Source organism: Paucibacter sp. KCTC 42545, assembly GCF_001477625.1.
GTDB lineage: Bacteria > Pseudomonadota > Gammaproteobacteria > Burkholderiales > Burkholderiaceae_C > Paucibacter_A.
This window is the reverse complement of record NZ_CP013692.1, coordinates 858810-880184: the sequence shown is the minus strand read 5'-3', so window position 1 is coordinate 880184 and position 21375 is coordinate 858810. Positions and strand designations below refer to the sequence as shown.

The window sequence follows — 21375 nt, the reverse complement described above, 5'->3', positions numbered from 1 at the left end:
TGAGATCGGTCATGCGATCTTGAGGAACTAAGTCCAGCGGGGCAGTACAGCGCGGCGAATCTCCGCGTGCGGCTGGCCTGCCCCTTGGGACATTAGATTTTGCCGACCAGATCCAGCGAAGGCGTCAGCGTCTTTTCGCCTTCCTTCCACTTGGCGGGGCAAACCTGGCCGGGGTTCTTGGCCACGTACTGGGCGGCCTTGAGCTTGCGCAGGGTTTCCTTGACGTCGCGGGCGATGGCGTTGTCATGCACTTCGGCAGTCTTGATTTGGCCTTCGGGGTTGATCACGAAGGTGCCACGCAGGGCCAGGCCAGCTTCTTCGATGTGCACACCGAAAGCGCGGGTCAGTTGATGCGTCGGGTCGCCGATCAGGGGGAACTTGGCCTTGCCCACAGCGGGCGAAGTCTCGTGCCACACCTTGTGCGCGAAATGCGTGTCGGTGGTGACGATGTAGACCTCAGCGCCGGCAGCTTGGAACTCGGCGTAGTTGTCGGCCGCGTCTTCCACTTCGGTAGGGCAGTTGAAGGTGAAAGCAGCGGGCATGAAAATCAGCACCGACCACTTACCGGCCAGGCTGGCTTCGCTCAGGTCAACAAACTTGCCGTTGTGGAAAGCGGTTGCCTTGAAGGGCTGAACTTGGGTATTGATCAAAGACATGGCTGTGTTTCCGTCTTGGTTAAGGGATGACGGAATCATATCGAGAACAGCTAGGTCTTAGTTTTGATTAATCAAATGACCGCCATTGGCTTAGCCTATGCGGTCATTCGATCAGTCCCTCACAGGGCTTCCAGCGCCAGCAGTTCTTCCACGCTTTGGCGGCGCCGAATCAGGCGCTCAGTTGCACCGTCCACCATCACCTCGGCGGCCAAGGGGCGGCTGTTGTAGTTGCTGGACATGGAGGCGCCGTAAGCGCCGGTGTCATGGATCACCAGCAAGTCACCCACCTGTGCGGCAGGCAGCTCGCGCAGTTGCACCACGCCGCCCTCGCCCTGGGTGAACACATCGCCCGATTCACACAAAGGCCCGGCGACCACAGTGGGCCGCATCGCAGCTTGCTGCCCCGATTGCGGCAGCACCGACATGGCATGGAAGCTGCCATACATGGCCGGGCGCATCAGTTCATTGAAGCCGGCATCGACCAAGGTGAAGTGATTGGCGCCGGCCTGCTTGGTGGCGCGCACCTCGGCCAGCAAGACACCGGACTCGGCGACCAAGTAGCGGCCCGGCTCGATCTCCAGCGCCAGGGCATGTCCCAACAACGCTTCCGCCTGCTTGCGCGCCGCGTCCCATAGGCCGAAATAGTGGGCGGTGTCGATGAGCGGCTCACCCGCGCGATAAGGAATCGACAAGCCGCCACCGGCGGAGATGCCTTGCAGATCATGACCGGCCACCTGGGCCTGACGCACCAACTCAACCATGGCGCCACAGACTTCGGAAAGATGGCCGTAGTCCACGCCCGAGCCAATGTGCATATGCAGGCCCACCAGTTGCAAGCGATGCTGGGCGATGGCGGCCAGAGCGGCGGGCAGATCGCTGTGCCAGATGCCGTGCTTGCTGTGCTCGCCGCCGGTATTGGTCTTATTGCTGTGGCCGTGGCCAAAGCCGGGATTGATGCGCAGCCACACCGCGTGGCCGGGCGAGGCCGCGCCCAGCTGATGCAGCATATCGATGCTGCCGGCGTTCACCGGCACTTGATGCTCGACCACCGTGGCCAGAGTTTCTCGGTCCAGCAAATCGGCGGTGAAGACGATTTCCGCATGCACGCCGCCGCCAGCGCGAAAGCCCGCCGCCAGCGCCCGCAACAACTCGCCGCGCGAGACCGAATCCACCTTCACCCCCTGCTCACGCAGCAGGCGCAGAACATGGGTGTTGGAGCAGGCTTTTTGCGCAAAACGAATGGTGTCAAACGCAGACAAAGCGGCCACGCGGGCCCGAATGGTGTCGGCGTCGTACACCCACAAAGGCGTGCCAAAGCGCTGCGCCAAGGTCTGCAAACGGGCGGGAGTGAACGAGGTAGGGATGCTCATGGGATTGGCCTGCTGATCGATCTAAGTTGACGACCATCATGCCGCCGGCAACCCATTCATTCAAATGCTTTATATTTCAATTGTCATTCATATTGGATATACATCAGCATGAGTCTGGCCATCACCCACCGGCATATCGAAGTCTTCCGCGCCGTGATGACGGCCGGCAGCGTGACCGGCGCCGCCACCCTGCTGCACAGCTCGCAACCCACCTTGAGCCGGGAACTGGCGCGCCTGGAATATCTGCTGGGCTATGCCTTGTTTGAGCGCGGCCAAGGCCGCTTGCGGCCGACCGCACGCGCGCTGGCACTTTTCGACGAAGTGCAGCGTTCCTACCAAGGCCTGGACCGCATCAGCAGCCGCGCCCAGCAATTGGGTCGCGCTGACCAAGCCCTGCTTTCAGTGCTGTGCCTGCCGGCCCTGAGCCACGCCTTGCTGCCCGGCGCTTGCCGGCGTTTCTTTGCCCGCCATGCCAGCGCCCGCCTGTCGATCACGCCGCAGGAGTCCCCGCTGTTGGAGGAATGGATGAGCGCCCAGCGCTTTGATCTGGGCCTGACTGAGCAGACTCAAGCCGTGCCCGGCACCGAGTTGCTGCCGCTCTTGAGCCTGGATGAGCTGTGTGTGCTGCCCGCCGGCCATGGCTTGCTGGCCAAGGCGGTTTTGACGCCGGCGGATTTCGAAGGCCAGGACTTCATCAGCCTGTCGGCCGAGGACCCCTACCGCCAGCAGTTTGATGCCCTCTTTGCCGCCCAGGGCGTGCAGCGCCGGCTGCGCCTGGAAACCCACAGTGCGATTGCCGTTTGCGCCATGGTTCAGGCCGGCTTAGGCCTGGCCATCGTCAACCCGCTGACGGCATTGAGTTGCCGCGGCGACGGCCTGCAGCTGCGGCAACTGAGCGTGTCGGTACCCTTTCAGGTTAACGCCCTGACACCGAAGTTTCGCCCCCGGCAAGACTTGCTGGAGGACTTGCTGGCCAGCTTGCGCGAACAGATCAGCAGCGTGGAAGCCGAGTTGGCAAGCGCCTTGACGGTATGACTCAGGCGCTTGCTATGGTCAAACCTGGAAATCAGGCACGCTCAATACGAGCTTCAGTCGAGCACTTGTGACAAGGGCTCACATCGCCATTCGATGTGAGCCCTTGCCCTGATCGTTTAAGCGCCCTTCGGGCGCTTACGCAACGCGCAATTTATGCGCGCTCAATGCGCGCATAAGCCGAATGATTGTGAATGGACTCAAAGTTCTCCACATCCACCGTGTAGCGGCCAATCCGAGCGTCAGCATTCAGGCGCAAGGCGACATCGCGCACCAAGTCCTCGACGAACTTGGGGTTCTCGTAAGCGTGTTCAGTGATCCACTTCTCATCGCTGCGCTTGAGCAGCGGCCAGATCTCGCTGGAAGCACTTTCCTCGGCGAAGCGCACCAGCTCTTGCCAGCTGACCGCAGCCGCCTCAGCCATCTCAGCGCGGATGGTCACCAAGGAGCGCTGGTTGTGCGCGCCGTAGTCCGAGATTTCTTTGGAGCAAGGGCACAAGCTCTTCACCGGCACGGCCACCTCAGCCCACACGGAGGTCACACCGGCACGGGTCTCGGAGATCAAGGCGCCTTGATAGTCCAACAAGCTTTCGATGCCAGACACCGGCGCACGCTTGCGGATGAAGAAGGCAAAACGCACCTCGATGCGGCCTTCTTGCGCTTCCAGCTTGCTGAGCATCTGGCCATGCAGCTCACGCAGCGAGGCGGGCTCCAACGGGGCCTTGAGCGCATCCAGCCAGGCGACGAAGCGCGACATATGCGTGCCCTTCTTCTCGGCAGGCAGGGCCACGTCCAGGGTCCAGGTGCCGACCGTCGGCTGGGCTTGCTTGCCCACCAGAACTTGCAAAGGGTAGCGAACATCCTTCACGCCAACGCGTTGGATCATCAAATGGCGCTCGTCGCGCTCGCTCTGGGTATCGGGAATATGCAGGGCGCTGGTAACTTGGTTCATGCGTAATTATCGACCGGCGGCCAAAAGCCGCATAAAAACAAGGCGGCGCTAAGTTTGCTAGCGCCCCAAACATCCAGCGTGAAGCCCGGAAGCTAAGCCACCCGCCAAGCGGCAAGGCAGGCAAGAAGCGCCATCATTACTGATTGGCAGCAGGACGCACCAGCGCCGGACGGCCACCGAAGCGCTTCAGAATGGATTGCTCGATGCCTGCGGCATCCAGGCCGCATTGCGCCATCAGAACGCCGGCATCGCCATGCTCAACGAACTCATCCGGCAGACCCAGTTGCAAGACCGGTACGTTCAGCCCAGCAGCCGCCAGGCTTTCCATCACGGCAGAACCAGCGCCACCCATCAGGCAGCCTTCTTCCACGGTCACCAGGGCATCGTGAGTGCGCGCCAACTCGGCGACCAACTCATGATCCAACGGCTTGACGAAACGCATATTCGCCACCGTCGCATCCAGGCTTTCGCCCGCAGCCATGGCGGGATACAGCACGGTGCCGAAGGCAAGAATGGCGATGCGCGGATTGCTTTGCGAAAGACCAGCATTGGCGCCACTTCGAGATGCGGGCTTGCTGGAGCTGCGGCGAATCTCACCCTTGCCCCAAGGCTGGGCTTGCATTTCTTTTTGGACCGCCACACCGGCTCCTGCGCCGCGCGGGTAACGCACCGTCACCGGCCCCGTATGTTGGTAAGCAGTGAACAAAGCTTGGCGGCATTCGTTCTCATCGGCCGGGGTCAGCACCGCCATATTGGGAATGCAGCGGGTGAAGGCGATGTCGTAATTGCCAGCATGGGTGGCGCCGTCGGCCCCCACCAAACCGGCACGATCCAAGGCGAACACGACCGGCAGGTTCTGCAGCGCCACGTCATGCAGCATCTGGTCATAGGCACGCTGCAAGAAGGTGGAATAGATCGCCACCACGGGCTTAAGCCCCTCGCAGGCCAGACCGGCGGCGAAGGTCACCGCATGCTGCTCGGCAATGCCAACATCGTGATAGCGGGTCGGGAAACGCTTGTGGAATTCCACCATGCCCGAACCTTCACGCATGGCGGGCGTGATGCCGACCAAGCGCAAGTCCTGCTCAGCCATATCGCACAGCCACTCGCCGAAGACCTGGGTAAAGGTGGTCTTGGCCGGCGCCGTTGATTTGACGAAACCCACGGCCGGGTCAAACACGCCCGATGCCGCGTGGTACTTGACCGGATCGGCTTCGGCCAGCTTGTAGCCCTGGCCCTTCTTGGTCACGATGTGCAGGAACTGCGGGCCTTTTTTGTCGCGCAGGTTTTCCAGTGTGGGAATCAGAGCATCAAGGTCATGGCCGTCGATGGGGCCGACATAGTTGAAGCCGAATTCTTCAAAAATGGTGCCGGGCACGACCATGCCCTTGGTGTGCTCTTCAAAGCGGCGGGCAAACTCATACAGCGGGGTGTTCTTCAACACCGTCTTGGCGCCCTCGCGGGCGGCCGAATAGAAGCTGCCGCTCATCAAGCGCGCCAGATATTTGTTCAGCGCGCCGACCGGGGGGCTGATCGACATATCGTTGTCGTTCAGGATCACCAGCACGTCACCCATCAAGCCACCGTGCGGCACACCGGCATTGTTGAGGGCTTCGAAGGCCATGCCGGCCGTCATCGATCCATCGCCAATGATGGCCACCGCCTTGCGGTCTTCGCCCTTGATCTTGGCGGCCATGGCCATGCCGTGCGCGGCCGAGATGGAGGTGGATGAATGCCCGGTCCCGAAGGTGTCGTACTCGCTCTCGTCACGGCGCGGGAAGCCGCTGATGCCGCCCAATTGGCGCAGCGTGGACATTTGATCGCGACGACCCGTCAACACCTTGTGCGGATAGGTCTGGTGACCCACATCCCAAACCAGACGGTCATGCGGCGTGTTGAACACATAGTGCAAGGCGACGGTCAATTCCACCGCACCCAGATTGGAGCCCAGATGCCCGCCAACCTTGGAGCGTGACACCGTGTCCAGCACATAGGCGCGCAACTCGCCGGCCAATTTGACCAGTTCCGTGCGCGGCAGGCGGCGCAGATCGGCCGGGCTGTTGATCGTCTGCAGGAGGGAATAGCTAGAGGTCATTGCGGATCTATTCGGAGTCTCGGGAATGACACAGTCGTTCAGTGCTGACGCTCGACCACCATATCGGCCAGCAAGCTGAGCCAGGCGGTATGGGTCAGACCACTCTCAGCCAAGGCCTTGTGGGCCTGCGCGCGCAGTTGCTCGGCCAACTCACGGGCATGTTCCATGCCCATCACGCTGACATAGGTCGGCTTGTTGGCGTCTTGATCTTTGCCTGCGGTCTTGCCCAGCACGGCGGAGTCCTGGGTGACATCCAGGATGTCGTCCACCACTTGAAACGCCAAACCCAAAGCCGAGCCGTATTCGGCCAAGGCCGCCGTGGCTTGTGCAGAGGCTTGACCGCAAGCGGCACCCATCATCACGCTGGCCTGCAAGAGCACGCCGGTCTTGCGGCGGTGCATATCGCGCAGGGTGCATTCATCCAATTGCTGGCCGACGCTGGCCAAATCGATGGCCTGCCCGCCCGCCATGCCGGCATGACCGGCCGAGCGTGCCAACAAAGAGCAAAGCCGCGCTTGCAGAGCCGGCGGCATGGCACTGTCCAAGGCACAAGGCGTCAGCACCTCAAAGGCCAGGGCTTGCATCGCGTCACCCGCCAGCATTGCTTGCGCCTCGCCGAACTTGACATGCGCGGTTGGCTTGCCGCGGCGCAAGACATCGTCGTCCATGCAGGGCATATCGTCATGCACCAGCGAGTAGGCGTGGATCAGCTCCACCGCGCAAGCCGCACGCAGGGCGGCCTCGGTATCGCCGCGAACGGCGTCGCAAGCGGCCAAAACCAGCAAGGGGCGCAGGCGTTTACCACCATCCAGCACCGCATAACGCATCGCTTCACCGAGACCCGCGGGCGAGTCGATCGGCACAAAGCGATCCAAAGCCTGTTCACATGCAGCCAGTGAGCGCTGCATCCATTGTTCAAAAATACCTGCGTCCACGCTCAGGAATCTCCCCATTGTTTCAATCCCTCACCCTCCAGCACCTTGACTTGTTGTTCTACGGCCTGAAGGCGAGCACGGCAAAATCCGAGCAATTCTGCGCCCCGTCGGTAACTCTCAAGTAACTGATCCAGCGGCAACTGGCCCGCCTCCATGCCCATGACCAAGCGCTCCAGTTCGGCCAACGCCTGCTCGTAGCTAGGCGCGACCGCGTCACTGGACGCATTTTTGTTAGATTGGCTTGATTTGGGCATAGCAGGAGGCGAAAACGCGGATTGTAGTCAGTGCAGTTACGGAGCATGTCATTCAAGCGCCACGCCCTGGCGGGGGATAGGCTTGACAAGGCGACCGACTTGCGACTGTCAACAGGTACAATCCCCGGCTCGCGACAGGCGAGGCAAGGCGGAGCGATGCGAAAGCAAGGGCGAAGGCGATGGCTTCAAGCGGATTGTCAATGGGGCGTTTTGATCAGGACTGGATCTTGCGTGAATTGGCCTCATCTGAGAATCGTCAGCAAGCCCGTTTGCATGCAAACATCCTCACTTCTTGCGACGCGGCCTTGCCCCCAGGGCCGCAATTCAGCCACGCCGGCATGACAAATTGTCACTAGTGCCGGTTCTTTGTTTCACACCCGACGTCCGGGCCGTCATGCTTCTCTGGCCAATCCAATTGGTTTGAGTGGCTGACTATTGGTTTCTTGGAGACCCACTTGGATCATGTCCGACCTGAGTATTTCCCTCGCGGCTCTTGAACGCAGCGATACGCAGCTGCCTGTTTCCTCCTATTTCGACGAGGAGCTGTTCCGCAAGGAACAGGATGTCATCTTCAAACTTGGACCACGCTACCTCGGACACGCGCTGGCGGTGCCCGAGGTTGGCGACTACTACGCGCTGCCGCAGGAACAAGAAGGTCGGGCCCTGGTGCGCACGCCGCAAGGGCTGGAGCTGATCTCCAATGTTTGCCGCCACCGCCAGGCGGTGATGCTGCGTGGCCGCGGCAATACCCGCAGCAATATCGTCTGCCCGCTGCACCGCTGGACCTACGACCTCAAGGGCGAGCTGATCGGCGCCCCGCATTTCGACCACGACCCCTGCCTGAACCTGAACCGCTATGAGTTACAGGAATGGAACGGGCTCTTGTTCGAAGCCAATGGCCACGATGTGGCCAGCCATTTGCAGGCACTGGGCCCCAAGGCCGAGTTGGACTTCACCGGCTATGTGCTGGACAAGGTCCATGTGCACGAGTGCGACTACAACTGGAAGACCTTCATCGAGGTCTATCTGGAGGACTATCACGTCGGTCCCTTCCACCCCGGCTTGGGCCACTTCGTCACCTGTGATGACCTGGCCTGGGAGTTCGGCCGCAACCATTCGGTGCAGACCGTAGGCATCCACAAGGATTTGGCCAAGCCCGGCTCGGCCATTTACCAGCGCTGGCATGAGCAAGTGCTCAAGTTCCGCGGTGGTGAGCCACCCAAAGCGGGCGCCATCTGGTTGACCTACTACCCGCACATCATGGTGGAGTGGTACCCGCATGTCCTGGTGGTGTCGACCCTGTTCCCGCAAGGCACGCAGAAGACCGCCAACATCGTCGAGTTCTACTACCCCGAGGAAATCGCCGCCTTCGAGCGCGACTTTGTCGAGGCCCATCAGGCCGCCTATATGGAAACCTGCATCGAAGACGACGAGATCGCCTTGCGCATGGACGCTGGCCGCAAGGCCTTGATGCTGCGCGGTGATAACGAAGTCGGCCCCTACCAAAGCCCGATGGAAGACGGCATGCAGCACTTCCACGAGTGGTACCGGCGCGAGATGAAGCTGGGGCGCTGAAGCCCCAGGTCGATCACAAAGCAGTCAGCGCCCCAACAGTCGAGCAGCCAAACACTAACAACAGGACCCAGCATGAGCCCCGTTTTCCAGACCTTGATCACCGTGTCGGAACTGCAGGGCCTGCTAGCTCAAGCTGAGGGAAATGGCAGCAAGCCGCCTTTGCTGATCGACGCGAGCTTCGACCTGGCCGACCCTGCTGCGGGCGAGCGCGCCTACCGCACCGGTCACCTGCCCGGCGCCCATTATTTGCACCTGGATCGCGACCTCAGCGGTGCGAAGAGCGGCAGCAATGGCCGCCACCCGCTGCCCGAACGCCAAGTTTTCGCGCAAAAAATGGCGGATCTAGGGCTGTGCGCCGGGCGCCAAGTGGTGGTCTACGACGCCCAAGGCAGCATGTATGCAGCAAGGCTGTGGTGGATGTTGCGCTGGCTCGGCCATTCGGCCGTGGCGGCTCTGGACGGCGGCCTCAGCGCCTGGTTGAGCGCACCCCATGCTGACAAGACTAGCGGCAGCAGCGACATCATCCCGGCGCCCTCGCCCGCCACATTCCAAGCCTCCGAATCGCTGGTCAGCAGCATTGACGCCGACACGCTGCAAGCCCAACTCGGCACGATTCGCCTCATCGATGCGCGTGCGCCGGAGCGCTTCCGCGGCGAGGTCGAGCCGCTCGACGCCAAGGCCGGCCATATTCCAGGCGCCAGCAACCGCCTGTTCAAAAACAATCTGGCGGCGGACGGCCTGCACTTCAAACCGGCCGCGCAGCTGCGCGAGGAATTCCGGGCCTTGCTCGGCGCCTACACGGCGGATCAGGTCGTGCATCAATGCGGCTCCGGTGTCACCGCCTGCCACAACCTGCTGGCGATGAGCCATGCCGGCCTGACCGGCGCCAAGCTTTACCCCGGATCTTGGAGTGAATGGTCCTCCGACCCGCTGCGGCCCATCGCGACGGCTTGACGCACTCCCCTTCGAGCTTGATTTAGCGCAAGATGCAGTTTGGCCGAGCAGGCCAAACTGAACGCTATCGGCCAAGCCTAAACCGCTGCGCTTGATGCCATCTCGTCACGCCAAGGAGGATCCAAACCATGTTCAAACGCATTCTTGTCCCGACCGACGGTTCCGAAATCAGCGCCAAGGCACTGAACACCGCCATCGGTCTGGCACGCATTCACGGCGCCAAGCTTTTCGCCCTGAGCGTGAAAGAACCCTTCCCCTACAGCGCCGTCTCGGAAATGCAGCCGACGCCGCCGCAAGAGTTTTTTGACGCGCAAGAGCGCATCGCCGGCGCCCGGGTCAAGGCCGCTTTGGACCTGGCCGCTGCGGCCGAAGTGCAATGCGAAGGCTTCACCGTCGAAGCCCTGCATGCCTGGGAAGCCATCATCGAGTATGTGGCCGACAACCAATGCGATCTGGTCGTCATGGCCTCGCATGGCCGCCGCGGTGTGCAAGCCCTGCTGCTGGGCAGCGAGACCCAGAAAGTGTTGACCCACTGCACCACGCCGGTGTTGGTGGTGCGCTGACCGAGCCCTTGCGCCAGTCAGCAATCAGAAATTAGCTATCGAAGCTCAGTGGTCGTGCGCCGAAACAGCCACGACCACGACGACCAAGCCGATACCCACCGCCAACCAGGCCAGTTGCGCGACCGTCTCGCGCCAAGGCAGGCGGCGCTGCAATTGCGGAATCAAGTCGGCCACCGCCACATAGACAAAGCTGCTACTGGCCGCGACCAGCAAGTAGGGGAACAAGCTTTCCCACGGGCCCACGACAAAGTAGCCCACCACCCCGCCCAGCACCGCTGCCAAGCCTGAAATAGCATTGAAGAGCAGCGCCTTGGAGCGCGAGAACCCGGCATTGAGCAGCACGATGTAGTCGCCCACCTCTTGCGGAATCTCGTGCGCGATGATGGCCAGCGAGGTCACCACACCCAGATGCGGGTCGGCCAAAAAAGCCGCCGCGATGATGATGCCGTCGCAGAAATTGTGGATGCTGTCGCCCACCAACACGCTCAAGCCACCGCGCCCAGCCTGCTCGGCATCGAAGTGATGATGGTGATGATGGCCATCACCCTCGTGATGATGGGTGTGGCGATACAGCTCCACCTTCTCCAGCAAGAAGAAGAACATCAAACCGCCCAGCAGCACCATGAATAGCGCATGCGGGCTGGCCTTGCTCTCGAAGGCCTCGGGCAAGACATGTAGCAAGGCCGTGCTCAGCAGCACCCCGGTGGACAAGCTCACCAAGTTCTTGACGATGCGGCTCAGCAGGCTAACGGTCAGGCTCGCCGCAATCAAAACGGAGAGCAGACCGCCGGCGAAAGTGGCCAGCACGATATAAAAAAGAGTCATCAAGTTTCCGTTGCGCGGCAGACCAAAAACAAACCGCGCCCAAAGTCGGCGCGGTCTGGCTCAGCATGCAGCACTGCTACTTCATCTACAAACAACAAACACCGGCGCCAGACCCGTTTTTTGCCTGGCCGGCTTGCCACCCCTCATTGGCCACATCCTGGCGAAAGCTGGGTCGGGCATCTGCATTGAAGGCCTGCGGCGCAACCGGTTCGATCGAAATCGATGGGGCATACAGCGTCTGACATTGCCTTCTAGTCAGCACTCATCTTATCAACCGTGTCAATAGCCCTGCGCCGACGCCGGGCCGGCATCATCGCCAGCCTCATCCGCTGCACGCTTTACGCCGATCAGATCCACCCCTGTCGCATCAGGCCGTTGCTTTTCAGCCGCCGAGCGCCAAGGCCCCGCCTTCCGTCACGTCCGCGCCCAAGTTTGCCGCGACAATCGCGGGCATGAATTTGCTGCCCATTCCGGTCACCCCCGACATCGCCGCCCCACTCGCCGCCATCGATATGGGCTCCAACAGCTTCAGGTTGGAAATTGCCCAGCTGCCGCGCGGCCAATACAAGCGCCAGGAATATCTGAAAGAAACCGTTCGCCTGGGCGCCGGCCTGGACGAAGAAGGCATGTTGACCGAGGCCGCCATGCAGCGCGGTCTGGAATGCCTGCAGCGCTTTGCCCTGCGCCTCAAGGGCTTCCCGGCCGCCCGTGTGCGCGCCGTGGCCACGCAAACCCTGCGCGAAGCCAAGAATCGCAATGCCTTTCTCGCCCGCGCGCAAGAAGCCCTGGGCTATCCCATCGAGGTCATCTCCGGCCGCGAAGAAGCCCGGCTGATCTACGCCGGCGTGGCGCGTTTGCAGCCCTCAGACGAGCCCCGCCTGGTGATCGACATCGGCGGCCGCTCCACCGAGATGATTCTGGGCCGTGGGCGTCGCCCGGCATCGGCCGAATCCTTCCAGATCGGCAGCGTCAGCCTGTCGATGCGTTTCTTCCCTGACGGCGTCTTCACCGCCGACGCTTTCCGTGCCGCGCAAGTGGCCGCAGGCGCTGAGCTGGAAGAAGCCCTGACCCTCTTCAAGCCGGCCCTGTGGCAGCGCGCGTTGGGTTCCTCCGGCACGGTGGGCGCGGTGGCGCAGATCCTGGCGGCCAGCGGTGTGACCGATGGTCGCATCACGCCCGAGGCCTTGCGCTGGTGCATCGAGCAATGCATTGCCGCCGGCAATATGAGCCGCATCGACTTACTGGGCCTGAAGGAAGACCGCCGCGCCGTGGTGGGCGGGGGCCTGTGCATCCTCTACACCTTGCTGACCCAATTCGGCATTACCGAGCTGTTCCCGGCCAAGGGCGCGCTGCGCCAGGGCGTAATCTTCGATCTGGTCGAACGCCTGGAAGCCGCGCGCACCAGCGACGGCGCCGCCAAGCAAGACATGCGCGAGGCTTCGGTGGAGGCCTTGCAAAAGCGCTTTGCGGTCGACCTGGCACAGGCCGCCCGGGTGCAAGCCACCGCGCAAAGTCTCTACAAGCAGTTGGCGCCACGCGCGCCGCGTGAACGCCAGCGCGAACTGGCCTGGGCCGCGGCTCTGCACGAGATGGGCATGATGGTCTCGCACCACGACCACCACCGCCACAGCGCCTATTTGCTGGCCCATGTGGACGCGGCCGGCTTTTCGCAAAGCCAGCTCAAGCGCCTGGGCGACCTGGCGCTGGGGCAACGCGGCGGTCTGCGCAAGCTCGACGGCATCCTCGGTGACGAAAGCCTGCTGCTGCAATTGCTGAGCCTGCGCCTGGCCGTCATCAAAGCCCATGCCCGTGAAGCCGTAGACAGCCAAGCCCTGCGCCTCAAGCGCGAGGGCAAGCGCTTCACCTTGAGCTTGCCCAAATCATGGGCCCTGCAAAACCCGCGCACCGCCTACCTCTTGCAAGAAGAAGCTGCGGCTTGGGCGCGCAGCGGGGTGTTGGAACTGGTGCTGGCTTAGTCAGCGGCGGACACGACTCGGGGCATAGCCCTCGGGCGGTCTGTCACGCAAGTTCTAGTCAGTTGGTGACAGCCTCGCCGCGCGGATCGCGGCAAGTCCTTCGTCAGCCGAGCCAAGCCTCCCGGCTTGTCTGTGCAGCCTCAGAGCTACTCGGGGAGTACCCCTAGATCGGTCTGTCACGCAAGTTCTAGTCAGTTGGTGACAGAGCTACTCGGGGAGAACCCCTCGGGCGGTCTGTCACGCAAGGACTAAAGAAAGTCCGGTGCCTGCACCGCTTGCAGCACCACTTCCGAATGGCCGTCGCGCTGGCGCGAACGCAGCCACCAGACGCCCCCCTTTTTCACCGCCCAGGGTTGGGCCGTGCCGGTCAAGAGCAGCGAGGCCAACAAACCCAGTGTCGGCTGATGGCCCACCATCAGCACCGGCTCGCTGGACTGCGGCCAGCGCGAGGCGGCCAGCAAATCCTGCACCGAAGCGTCGGGCGCAATGCTGTTGACGATGCGCACTTCGCGCCCCAAGGCCGCCGCAGTGCCACGCGCCCGCTCGGCGGGGCTGACCAGCACGCGGGTGGATGCGGCCAGGCGATGATTCAGCCAATCCGACATGCGCGCGGCCTGGCGTTCGCCCTTGGCGGTCAGGCAGCGTGCCATATCGGTGCTGCCTTCGCGCAGCAATTCCGCTTCAGCGTGGCGCCACAGAATCAGGTCCATGCCAGCAATCCCTGTACTTAGTCGCGCTGCGCCTTGAAGCGCTGCATCAAGGCTTGCTGGGCGCTCAGGCCGCTAGTGGAAACTCGGCTAGACCGGCCGTCCGGCCCGAGCTGCCAAGCATCCAGCCCATCGTGCAGATAAGGCACCAAGGCTTCGTCGATGATGCGCTGGCGCAGCTTGGGGTCGCTGACCGGCCAGGCGATCTCAATCCGGCGGAACATATTACGGCTCATCCAGTCGGCGCTGGCCAGGTACAGAGCCACTTCGTCTTCGCTGGCACCCCACTGGAAATAGCAGACCCGGGTGTGCTCCAAAAAGCGCCCGACCACCGAGCGCACCACGATGTTGTCACTGACGCCCGGCAGGCCCGGCGGCAGCATGCAGGCACCCCGCACGATCAGGTCCACCTTGGCGCCAGCTTGGCCGGCGGCCAAGAGGCCGTTGATCAACTCGGCATCGGTCAGCGCATTGATCTTCACGACGATGCGCGCCGGCTTGCCGGCCCGCGCCGCCGCGGCCACCTGCGCCAGATGCTCCATCATGCGGCTGTGCATATTGAAAGGCGCCAGCAGCAAGCGCTTGGGCGTTTTGATCTTGCCCAGTGAGGCCAGCTGACGGAAGACCGAGTCAGCGTCCGAGGTCAACTCAGGGTCAGCGGTCAGATAACCTAGGTCGGTATAGAAACGCGCCGTCTTGGGGTTGTAGTTGCCGGTGGACAAGTGCGCATAGCGGCGGAACTTCGCGCCCTCGCGGCGCGTCACCAGCAACAGCTTGGCATGGGTTTTGAAACCCACGATGCCGTACACCACCTGCGCGCCCACGGCCTCCAAGCGCTCGGCCCAATTGATATTGGCCTCTTCGTCGAAGCGCGCTTTCAACTCCACCACGGCCATCACTTCCTTGCCGCGCCGCGCTGCTTCGATCAGCAAGTCACCCAGCACTGACTTGCTGCCCGTGCGGTAAATGGTCTGCTTGATGGCCAGCACATCGGGGTCGTCTACCGCCTCGCGCAGAAACTGCACCACCGGGTCGAAACTCTCGAAAGGGTGATGCATCAACACATCGCCCTTGTTGCGCAGTCGCTCGAAGATGGACTTCTGGCGCGGCAGGGACTGCGGCCAAGCCGGCTCATGCGGCTCGAAACGCAACTCAGGCGCATCGGTCTGATCGATCAGCTCGTTCAGGCGCACCAGATTGACCGGTCCGTTGACCCGGTAAAGCGCGGCGGCCGGCAGATCAAATTGTTCCAGCAGGAACTGCGCCAATTCGCCCGGGCAGGTATTGACCACCTCCAAACGCACAGCGCGGCCGAAATGCCGCGTCGTCAGGCCCGAACGCAAAGCATTGCGCAGATTGGCGATTTCTTCCTCATCCACTTCCAGATCGGAATCGCGGGTGACCCGGAACTGCGAGAAAGCCTCGACCTTGCGGCCCGAGAACAACTCCTCCAGATGGGCGCGAATCACGCTGGTCAGCAAGGCAAAAGCCTGGCGCCCATCGCTGATGGCGGCCGGCAAGCGAATCACCCGCGGCAGCACCCGCGGCACTTTGACAATGGCAATACGGTTATCGCGCCCGAAAGCGTCTTTGCCCGAGAGGCGGGCGATGAAATGCAAGGACTTGTTGGCCACCTGCGGGAAGGGGTGGGCCGGGTCCAGGCCGACGGGCACCAACAGCGGGCGCACCTCGCGCTCAAAGAACTTGGCCACCCAGGCGCGCTGCGCCTCGTTGCGGTCCGCGTGGTTGAGGATCACGATCTTCTGCTCGGCCAGCAAAGGCATCAGCTGCTCATTGAAGATGGCGTACTGCTCATCAATCAAGGCGTGGGAGGCACGCGCCACCCGCTCCACATCGCGGTTGTCCACCGAACCCAGGGGGTCACGGGCAGCGTCCAGCATGTCGGCAAAGCGCACCTCGAAAAACTCGTCGAGGTTGGAGGACACGATGCAGATGTAGCGCAAGCGCTCCAGCAGTGGCACATCCAGGCGCATGGACTGGGCCAGCACGCGACGGTTGAACTCCAGGATGGCCTGCTCGCGGTTCAGCAAGGCGGGGGGAGGCAAAACACTTGGGTTTGTCGGCATCGATTCAGCAGCACTCATTCTTTGATTCTAGGTGCGCTAAGCCAGCACTTCTGGCCTAGCCGCAGGCAGGCCTGGTTCGGTTAAGGGAGCGGATCCAGCAGCCAAGACCTGACCCCAATCGAGGATTTCCAAGCGTCCATCGGCATGCTCTACCAAGGCGGTCAGGCTTTCCACCCAATCGCCATCGTTGCAATAAAGGATGCCGTCAATATCGCGCATCTCGGCAAAGTGAATATGACCACAAACCACGCCATGCACGCCGCGCTTGCGTGCCTCCCGCGCCACAGCTTCTTCGAAGTCAGACACATAGCTGACCGCCCGCTTGACCTTGAGCTTGAGGTATTTGGACAAGCTCCAGTAAGGCAGGCCGAACTTGGCGCGCAGATGGTTCAGGTAGCGGTTGAGTTTGAGCGTGAGCTCATACGCCCAGTCGCCCACATGGGCCAGCCACTTGGCGCACTGGATCACCCCGTCGAACAAATCGCCATGGGTGATCCACAGCTTGCGCCCGTCGGCGGTCTCGTGGATCCATTCCTTCACCACCTCAATGCCACCGAAATTGTGGTTGAGGTATTTGCGGGCGAACTCGTCGTGGTTGCCAGGCACAAAGTAGACCTTGCAACCCTTGCGGGCCTTGCGCAGCAACTTTTGCACCACATCGTTATGGGCTTGCGGCCAGTACCAGCTGCGGCGCAGCTGCCAGCCGTCGATGATGTCGCCGACCAGAAACAGCTCCTCGCACTCGACTTCGCGCAAAAAGTCCAGCAAGGCATGGGCCTGACAACCGGGCGTGCCCAGATGCAGGTCTGAAATCCACACCGTGCGGTAGCGGCGGCTGGGCTTGCCGCCGCCGTCCACGCCCTCGGAATCTGCCACATCGACCGATGTGGGCAGGCTGGTCAGGGCACCCGCTGCAGTCGCGGCGGCGCGCATCAAGGCGTGGTCGTTCTGCATGGCTAATGAGTTTGGTCCCGGGCCGTGTCCAGCCCATGGCAGCTTGATGAAGCTTGTGTGACAGGCACCCTCCCCTCCATTCAAGCGGCCAGCGCCTGCCAAGCCAAAGCCTGCGCAGCGTCTGGCCAAGCACCGCACTCGATAATGGCCACCATGCACCTGATGATTTCCCACGCCAGCGCCCTCGACGAGGCCTGTAAGCACACCCTCAGCCACTTGGCCCTGCCGCACCTGGCGGCCTTGCTAGGCCTGCTCAAACCCGCCGGCCCGGCACTGGGCAGCGATGAGCAAAGCCTCAACACCCCCTTCGAGCACAGCCTGGCCCGCCTGCGCGGTAGCGTCCAGCCCCACGCTGACAGCGATGGCCTGCTGCCCACCGCCGCCTGGGCGGCCGAAGCCACTGGCGAAGACCCACACCTGCCCTGGGCCCTGCTGACACCGCTGCACCTGGCCGTGGGCAGCGATCAGGTCAATGCCTACGCACCCGAATCATTGGCGCTGACGGATGAAGAGTCGCGCCAGTTCTTTGCTGCCCTGGCCGAGCTGTGGCCGGCCAACGAGGGCTGGCGCGCGTGCTGGCTCTCGCGCTACCAATGGCTGCTGACGCACGACAGCCTCGCTGGCTTGAGCAGCGCCAGCGTCGAGCGGGTGCTGCTGCGCAATGTCGACCCCTGGATGCCCACCGCCCGCCGGCTGCGCACCTTGCAAAACGAGGTGCAGATGCTGCTACACCGCGAGCCCTTGAATGCCCAGCGCGAAGCACGGGGCGCCCTGGCGCTCAACTCGGTGTGGATCAGCGGCTGCGGCGCCGCGCCCGACACGCTGACGCCGCTGCCCGCCAATCTGCAAATCGACAGCAGCTTGCAAGCGTCGCAGCTGGCCGCTGACTGGGCGGCGTGGGCCGAGGCCTGGACGCAGCTGGACGAAGGTGCGGTGTCGGAACTGCTGCAGCGGGCGCGGCTGGGCGAACCGGTACAGCTCACACTGTGCGGCGAACGCTTCGCGCAGAGCTACCAGCTGCCGCCGCGCGGCGCCCTGCAAAAAACTCTGCAGCGCTGGCTGCCACCACGCGCCAATGCCGCCGCCGCGCTGGAGGCTTTGTGATGGCCGCTAACGCCCCGCAACTGCTGACCCGTGAGGTACCGCCCCGCGCCGCCTGGGCCTTGGAGCAAGCCGGCCACACGCCCCTGCTGGCGCGCCTGTTTGCCGCCCGTGGCGTGCGTGAGCCGCTGGAATTGGACGACGGCCTGGCTCGCCTGCTGCCGCCCGAATCCCTGCTCGGCGCCAGCGCCGCGGCCCAGCTCTTGGCCGATGCCATCCTTGCTGGCGAGCGCATCTGCCTGGTGGCCGACTACGACTGCGACGGCGCCACCGCCTGCGTCGTCGCCCTGCGCGGCCTGGCTCTGCTGGGCGCCAAGCCCGAGCAACTCGGCTACGTCGTGCCCGACCGCGCCGTGCATGGCTACGGACTGACGCCCGCCATCGTCGAGCTGGCCCTGCCGCAGCGCCCGCAGGTCTTGATGACGGTGGACAACGGCATCGCCAGCATCGCCGGTGTGGCCCATGCCAAGGCCTTGGGACTGAAGGTGCTGGTGACCGACCACCATCTGCCCGCCCTCATCGACGGCCAAATCGTGCTGCCCGCGGCCGACGCCATCGTCAACCCCAACCAGCCCGCCTGCAGCTTCGAGAGCAAGAACCTGGCGGGCGTGGGCGTGGCCTTTTACGTGCTGCTGGCCCTGCGCAGCGAGCTGCGCCGGCGCGGCGCTTTTGACGCCGCCAGCCAGCCCAAGCTGGACGGCCTGCTGGACCTAGTCGCACTGGGCACAGTCGCCGATGTGGTCAAACTCGACGCCAATAACCGCCGCCTGGTCGCCCAAGGCCTCAAGCGCATGCGTGGCGGCCGCGTGCAGCCCGGCGTGCAAGCCCTGTTCACGGCAGCCGGGCGCGACTGCAGCCGCGCCACCGGCTTCGACCTGGGCTTTGCCCTGGGGCCGCGCATCAATGCGGCCGGGCGGTTGTCCGATATGACACTCGGCATTGAATGCCTGCTCAGCGATGAGCCTAGCCGCGCCTTGGAACTCGCCAAACAGCTCGACGCCATCAACCGTGAGCGGCGTGAGATTGAGGCCGATATGAAGGAGCAGGCCGAGGCCAAGCTGGATCACATCATGAGCTTGCTGGACGGCGAACCACCCGCCGCCCTTTGTTTGTTCGAGGCCGACTTTCACGAGGGCGTGGTGGGCATCATTGCCTCGCGCCTGAAGGACCGCGTCCATCGCCCGACCTTTGTGTTCGCACAAGGCGCCGATGGGCAGCTCAAGGGCTCGGGGCGCTCGATTCCGGGCTTTCATCTGCGCGACGCGCTGGACTTGGTCAGCAAACGCCAGCCCGAGCTGCTGAAGAAATTCGGCGGCCACGCCATGGCGGCCGGCTGTACCTTGGCGGACCCAGAAAGCTTTGCTGCTTTCAACCAGGCCTTGCAAACCGTTGCCGCCGAATGGCTGGACGCGGCCGCCCTGACCCGCACCCTGCGCACCGACGGACCACTCTCGCCCGAGTTCTTCACGCCCGACACCGTGCGCAGCCTGGACGCGCAGGTCTGGGGCCAGGCTTTCGAGGCCCCGCTGTTCTGCGATCAGGTGGACGTGATTTCGCAGCGCATTGTGGGTGAGCGCCACCTCAAGCTGCGCATTCGACAGGCCGGCGTGCTGCGCGACGCCATCTGGTTCAGCCATATCGACCCAGTGCCCGAGAGCGGCCGCATGGCCTACCGCCTGAGCCTGGATGAATACCAGGGCCAACAGCGGGTGCAGATGATTGTTGAGGCGCTGGTCTAGGCCAATACTGATACGCCGCTGCCACACAGCGGATGCCGCCAGGCGCCAACGAGCCACACAGATTGCCGACCGCAGGGCTTGCCAGCCGAAAGGCCAAAGGGCCAGGTCCTGCCTTTGACGGCAAGACCTGACCCCTTAACTCATGCCCCGCTCAAGGTCGCAAGAAGCGCTGAGCGAAAGGTTGCCATTTCAGGGCGCCACTTGAGCGCCTCAGAAATTGAAATTCAGCCGCGGCGGCGATTGCGCATGCCGGCCAGGCCGACAACACCCGCCAACATCAAAGCCAAGGCGCTTGGCTCGGGCACGGCGGAGATATTGTCAAAACCCACGGTGCCGGCGCTGCCCACCAGGTCGAAAGACTGGGCGGTGCCGTTGAAGCTGATGGTTTGCTTGCTCCAGACGTCGTAGGCGCTGCCGTTGGCGGCCAGGTCGAAAGTACCCAGCAAGGTGCCGGTGCCGTTCAAGCCAGAGTAGGCCTTGATGGCGCCAACGACGGCCGTGGGGCTGGCGTAGTAGAACGACAGGCTGTTGGTCACACCGGCCGCCACATTGATGTAAGCGCTGGTGGCCAAAGCGTCGACATAGGCGGTGCCCAGCGGTGTCGGTGCATTGTTGAAGTAAGGGCCCAGCTCGTCATTGGACAGGCCGAACACGCCGACGAAGGACACGCCCAGATTGGCGCTGTTGCTGCTGCCGTCAGCGGCCGTACCGCCGTTGTAGTACTCGCTGACAGCGCTGTTGTCGTAAGCCCAGTTGTGCTCGAAGTCGATGTTGAAAACAGCGTTCTCAGCAAAGGCAGGCGTAGCACTGAACAAGGCAACAGCGGCCAAGGCGGAAAGCGAGGGGGCGAGCAGTCGTGTGAGCTTCATCGGGAATCTCCTGGTGGAAGTTGGTGCATGAGTGGATGGATGCAATGCGCAGCAAACAAGCCGCAGCCCAGTTGCTTCGGGTCGCAGTCTAGGCATGCCCTCACGACAGCACTGTGACGGTGCCGCATCCGTTTGGCGCTTTCACGGCCCCAGGCGGCAGCCGCGTCGGGTTTCGCGCCACAACTCACCCCTGTCATCAATTGTTCATCTGGCCCGCCTAGGCTGCGCCGATTCCTCTTCCAAGATCCAAAGGACTCGCCGTGCCCCTGCTGCCCGCTCTTCACCGCCGCGCCCTTTTGCAGGCCTCGCTGGCCAGCGGCCTCAGCCTCGTGCTGGGGCGGCCCGCGCAGGCCTGCGAGTTCTTCACCACCACGCTGCGGGTAACCCACCCCTGGACGCGGGCGTCCAAACCGGGTGCCAGCACGGCGATCGTCTGCATGCGCTTTGACGAGGTCACCGTGGCCGACCGTTTGATCCGGGTCAGCTGCCCCTTGGCCAGTGGCGCCGAAATTGGCGGCCACGCCGCCCATCCCAAAGTGGACTTCTTGATTCCCGCCGGCCAAGAGAGCGTGCTCAGCGAAGAAGCCAGCTATGTGCGCCTGCTGGGCCTGCGTGAGCCGCTGGAGATCGGCCGCAGCTACCCGCTGACGCTGGAGTTTGCGCTCGGCGGTGTCGTGCAGGCTGACCTCAGCGTGGACTACGAGGCCCTGCCGGCCTGAGCCCATTTGCGC

At 63.1% G+C, this 21375-nt stretch carries 19 protein-coding genes; 8 read left to right on the top strand and 11 right to left on the bottom strand.

Annotated features, from left to right (window positions below):
• Positions 1-92: 92 nt before the first annotated feature.
• Both ahpC and lysA read right to left on the bottom strand, forming a co-directional pair.
• Positions 93-656, bottom strand: a complete 564-nt coding sequence (gene ahpC, locus AT984_RS03855; protein WP_058718985.1) for an alkyl hydroperoxide reductase subunit C — start codon at positions 654-656, stop codon at positions 93-95.
• Between the two features lie 119 nt (positions 657-775).
• Entirely contained in the window at positions 776-2026 is a 1251-nt protein-coding gene (lysA, locus tag AT984_RS03850) for a diaminopimelate decarboxylase (protein WP_058718984.1), read from the bottom strand.
• Positions 2027-2134: 108 nt separating this feature from the next.
• Between lysA and AT984_RS03845 the strand changes: the two genes are divergently transcribed.
• Positions 2135-3061, top strand: a complete 927-nt coding sequence (locus tag AT984_RS03845; protein WP_058718983.1) for a LysR family transcriptional regulator — start codon at positions 2135-2137, stop codon at positions 3059-3061.
• 151 nt (positions 3062-3212) lie between these two features.
• Here the strand turns inward: AT984_RS03845 and folE2 are convergent, their stop codons facing one another.
• The 4 genes from folE2 to AT984_RS03825 all read right to left on the bottom strand — a co-directional run bounded on the left by folE2 (position 3213) and on the right by AT984_RS03825 (position 7294).
• Positions 3213-4010, bottom strand: coding sequence for a GTP cyclohydrolase FolE2 (gene folE2 / locus AT984_RS03840; RefSeq protein WP_058718982.1), 798 nt, complete (start codon positions 4008-4010; stop codon positions 3213-3215).
• A gap of 136 nt (positions 4011-4146) precedes the next feature.
• Positions 4147-6105: a 1-deoxy-D-xylulose-5-phosphate synthase gene (gene dxs, locus AT984_RS03835; protein WP_058718981.1), complete on the bottom strand. Its 1959-nt coding sequence runs from the start codon at positions 6103-6105 to the stop codon at positions 4147-4149.
• Between the two features lie 38 nt (positions 6106-6143).
• The gene (locus AT984_RS03830; protein WP_058718980.1) at positions 6144-7058 is read right to left on the bottom strand and encodes a polyprenyl synthetase family protein; all 915 of its coding nucleotides are present in this window, start codon (positions 7056-7058) and stop codon (positions 6144-6146) included.
• Positions 7043-7294 carry an exodeoxyribonuclease VII small subunit gene (locus AT984_RS03825; RefSeq protein ID WP_058718979.1) on the bottom strand — a complete coding sequence of 84 codons (252 nt, stop codon included), beginning with the start codon at positions 7292-7294 and terminating at the stop codon, positions 7043-7045. Before AT984_RS03825 ends, AT984_RS03830 begins: the two co-directional genes overlap by 16 nt.
• A gap of 462 nt (positions 7295-7756) precedes the next feature.
• Between AT984_RS03825 and AT984_RS03820 the strand changes: the two genes are divergently transcribed.
• The 3 genes from AT984_RS03820 (at position 7757) to AT984_RS03810 (ending at position 10386) form a co-directional block, all read left to right on the top strand.
• On the top strand, positions 7757-8869 hold the full coding sequence (locus tag AT984_RS03820; protein WP_058718978.1) for an aromatic ring-hydroxylating oxygenase subunit alpha: 1113 nt from the start codon (positions 7757-7759) through the stop codon (positions 8867-8869).
• Between the two features lie 72 nt (positions 8870-8941).
• A complete protein-coding gene (locus tag AT984_RS03815; RefSeq protein WP_058718977.1) occupies positions 8942-9823 on the top strand; it encodes a sulfurtransferase in 882 nt (293 codons plus the stop codon).
• Between the two features lie 128 nt (positions 9824-9951).
• A complete protein-coding gene (locus AT984_RS03810; protein ID WP_058718976.1) occupies positions 9952-10386 on the top strand; it encodes a universal stress protein in 435 nt (144 codons plus the stop codon).
• Positions 10387-10431: 45 nt separating this feature from the next.
• Here the strand turns inward: AT984_RS03810 and AT984_RS03805 are convergent, their stop codons facing one another.
• Positions 10432-11211 carry a ZIP family metal transporter gene (locus AT984_RS03805; RefSeq protein ID WP_058718975.1) on the bottom strand — a complete coding sequence of 260 codons (780 nt, stop codon included), beginning with the start codon at positions 11209-11211 and terminating at the stop codon, positions 10432-10434.
• Between the two features lie 452 nt (positions 11212-11663).
• Here AT984_RS03805 and ppx point away from each other — a divergent pair, with 452 nt between their 5' ends.
• Positions 11664-13187: an exopolyphosphatase gene (gene ppx / locus AT984_RS03800; RefSeq protein WP_058718974.1), complete on the top strand. Its 1524-nt coding sequence runs from the start codon at positions 11664-11666 to the stop codon at positions 13185-13187.
• Between the two features lie 248 nt (positions 13188-13435).
• Here ppx and AT984_RS03795 read toward each other — a convergent pair whose 3' ends face one another.
• From AT984_RS03795 to AT984_RS03785, 3 genes are read right to left on the bottom strand one after another with little or no spacing between them, the layout of a single operon-like run.
• A complete protein-coding gene (locus AT984_RS03795) occupies positions 13436-13897 on the bottom strand; it encodes a SixA phosphatase family protein (protein WP_058718973.1) in 462 nt (153 codons plus the stop codon).
• 17 nt (positions 13898-13914) lie between these two features.
• On the bottom strand, positions 13915-15999 hold the full coding sequence (gene ppk1 / locus AT984_RS03790; protein WP_058718972.1) for a polyphosphate kinase 1: 2085 nt from the start codon (positions 15997-15999) through the stop codon (positions 13915-13917).
• Positions 16000-16017: 18 nt separating this feature from the next.
• On the bottom strand, positions 16018-16935 hold the full coding sequence (locus AT984_RS03785) for a UDP-2,3-diacylglucosamine diphosphatase (RefSeq protein ID WP_082679768.1): 918 nt from the start codon (positions 16933-16935) through the stop codon (positions 16018-16020).
• Between the two features lie 153 nt (positions 16936-17088).
• On the opposite strand from AT984_RS03785, the gene AT984_RS03780 reads away from it, so the two are divergent.
• Both AT984_RS03780 and recJ read left to right on the top strand, forming a co-directional pair.
• Positions 17089-18039, top strand: a complete 951-nt coding sequence (locus tag AT984_RS03780) for a hypothetical protein (RefSeq protein ID WP_156421879.1) — start codon at positions 17089-17091, stop codon at positions 18037-18039.
• The gene (gene recJ / locus AT984_RS03775; RefSeq protein ID WP_058718970.1) at positions 18039-19775 is read left to right on the top strand and encodes a single-stranded-DNA-specific exonuclease RecJ; all 1737 of its coding nucleotides are present in this window, start codon (positions 18039-18041) and stop codon (positions 19773-19775) included. Before AT984_RS03780 ends, recJ begins: the two co-directional genes overlap by 1 nt.
• A 224-nt stretch (positions 19776-19999) precedes the next feature.
• On the opposite strand, the gene AT984_RS03770 is transcribed toward recJ, so the two are convergent.
• Positions 20000-20644: a PEP-CTERM sorting domain-containing protein gene (locus AT984_RS03770; protein ID WP_058718969.1), complete on the bottom strand. Its 645-nt coding sequence runs from the start codon at positions 20642-20644 to the stop codon at positions 20000-20002.
• A gap of 260 nt (positions 20645-20904) precedes the next feature.
• Here AT984_RS03770 and AT984_RS03765 point away from each other — a divergent pair, with 260 nt between their 5' ends.
• A complete protein-coding gene (locus AT984_RS03765) occupies positions 20905-21363 on the top strand; it encodes a copper chaperone PCu(A)C (RefSeq protein ID WP_197418236.1) in 459 nt (152 codons plus the stop codon).
• Positions 21364-21375 lie beyond the last annotated feature (12 nt).

Coding starts and splice junctions, on each gene's coding strand:
- AT984_RS03785 (WP_082679768.1), bottom strand. CDS start 16,935: ATGCAGAACGACCACGCCTTGATGCGCGCCGCCGCGACTGCAGCGGGT.
- AT984_RS03795 (WP_058718973.1), bottom strand. CDS start 13,897: ATGGACCTGATTCTGTGGCGCCACGCTGAAGCGGAATTGCTGCGCGAA.
- lysA (WP_058718984.1), bottom strand. CDS start 2,026: ATGAGCATCCCTACCTCGTTCACTCCCGCCCGTTTGCAGACCTTGGCG.
- AT984_RS03820 (WP_058718978.1), top strand. CDS start 7,757: ATGTCCGACCTGAGTATTTCCCTCGCGGCTCTTGAACGCAGCGATACG.
- AT984_RS03810 (WP_058718976.1), top strand. CDS start 9,952: ATGTTCAAACGCATTCTTGTCCCGACCGACGGTTCCGAAATCAGCGCC.
- AT984_RS03830 (WP_058718980.1), bottom strand. CDS start 7,058: ATGGGGAGATTCCTGAGCGTGGACGCAGGTATTTTTGAACAATGGATG.
- AT984_RS03780 (WP_156421879.1), top strand. CDS start 17,089: ATGCACCTGATGATTTCCCACGCCAGCGCCCTCGACGAGGCCTGTAAG.
- ahpC (WP_058718985.1), bottom strand. CDS start 656: ATGTCTTTGATCAATACCCAAGTTCAGCCCTTCAAGGCAACCGCTTTC.
- ppx (WP_058718974.1), top strand. CDS start 11,664: ATGAATTTGCTGCCCATTCCGGTCACCCCCGACATCGCCGCCCCACTC.
- dxs (WP_058718981.1), bottom strand. CDS start 6,105: ATGACCTCTAGCTATTCCCTCCTGCAGACGATCAACAGCCCGGCCGAT.
- folE2 (WP_058718982.1), bottom strand. CDS start 4,010: ATGAACCAAGTTACCAGCGCCCTGCATATTCCCGATACCCAGAGCGAG.
- AT984_RS03815 (WP_058718977.1), top strand. CDS start 8,942: ATGAGCCCCGTTTTCCAGACCTTGATCACCGTGTCGGAACTGCAGGGC.
- AT984_RS03845 (WP_058718983.1), top strand. CDS start 2,135: ATGAGTCTGGCCATCACCCACCGGCATATCGAAGTCTTCCGCGCCGTG.
- AT984_RS03770 (WP_058718969.1), bottom strand. CDS start 20,644: ATGAAGCTCACACGACTGCTCGCCCCCTCGCTTTCCGCCTTGGCCGCT.
- recJ (WP_058718970.1), top strand. CDS start 18,039: ATGGCCGCTAACGCCCCGCAACTGCTGACCCGTGAGGTACCGCCCCGC.
- AT984_RS03805 (WP_058718975.1), bottom strand. CDS start 11,211: ATGACTCTTTTTTATATCGTGCTGGCCACTTTCGCCGGCGGTCTGCTC.
- AT984_RS03825 (WP_058718979.1), bottom strand. CDS start 7,294: ATGCCCAAATCAAGCCAATCTAACAAAAATGCGTCCAGTGACGCGGTC.
- ppk1 (WP_058718972.1), bottom strand. CDS start 15,999: ATGAGTGCTGCTGAATCGATGCCGACAAACCCAAGTGTTTTGCCTCCC.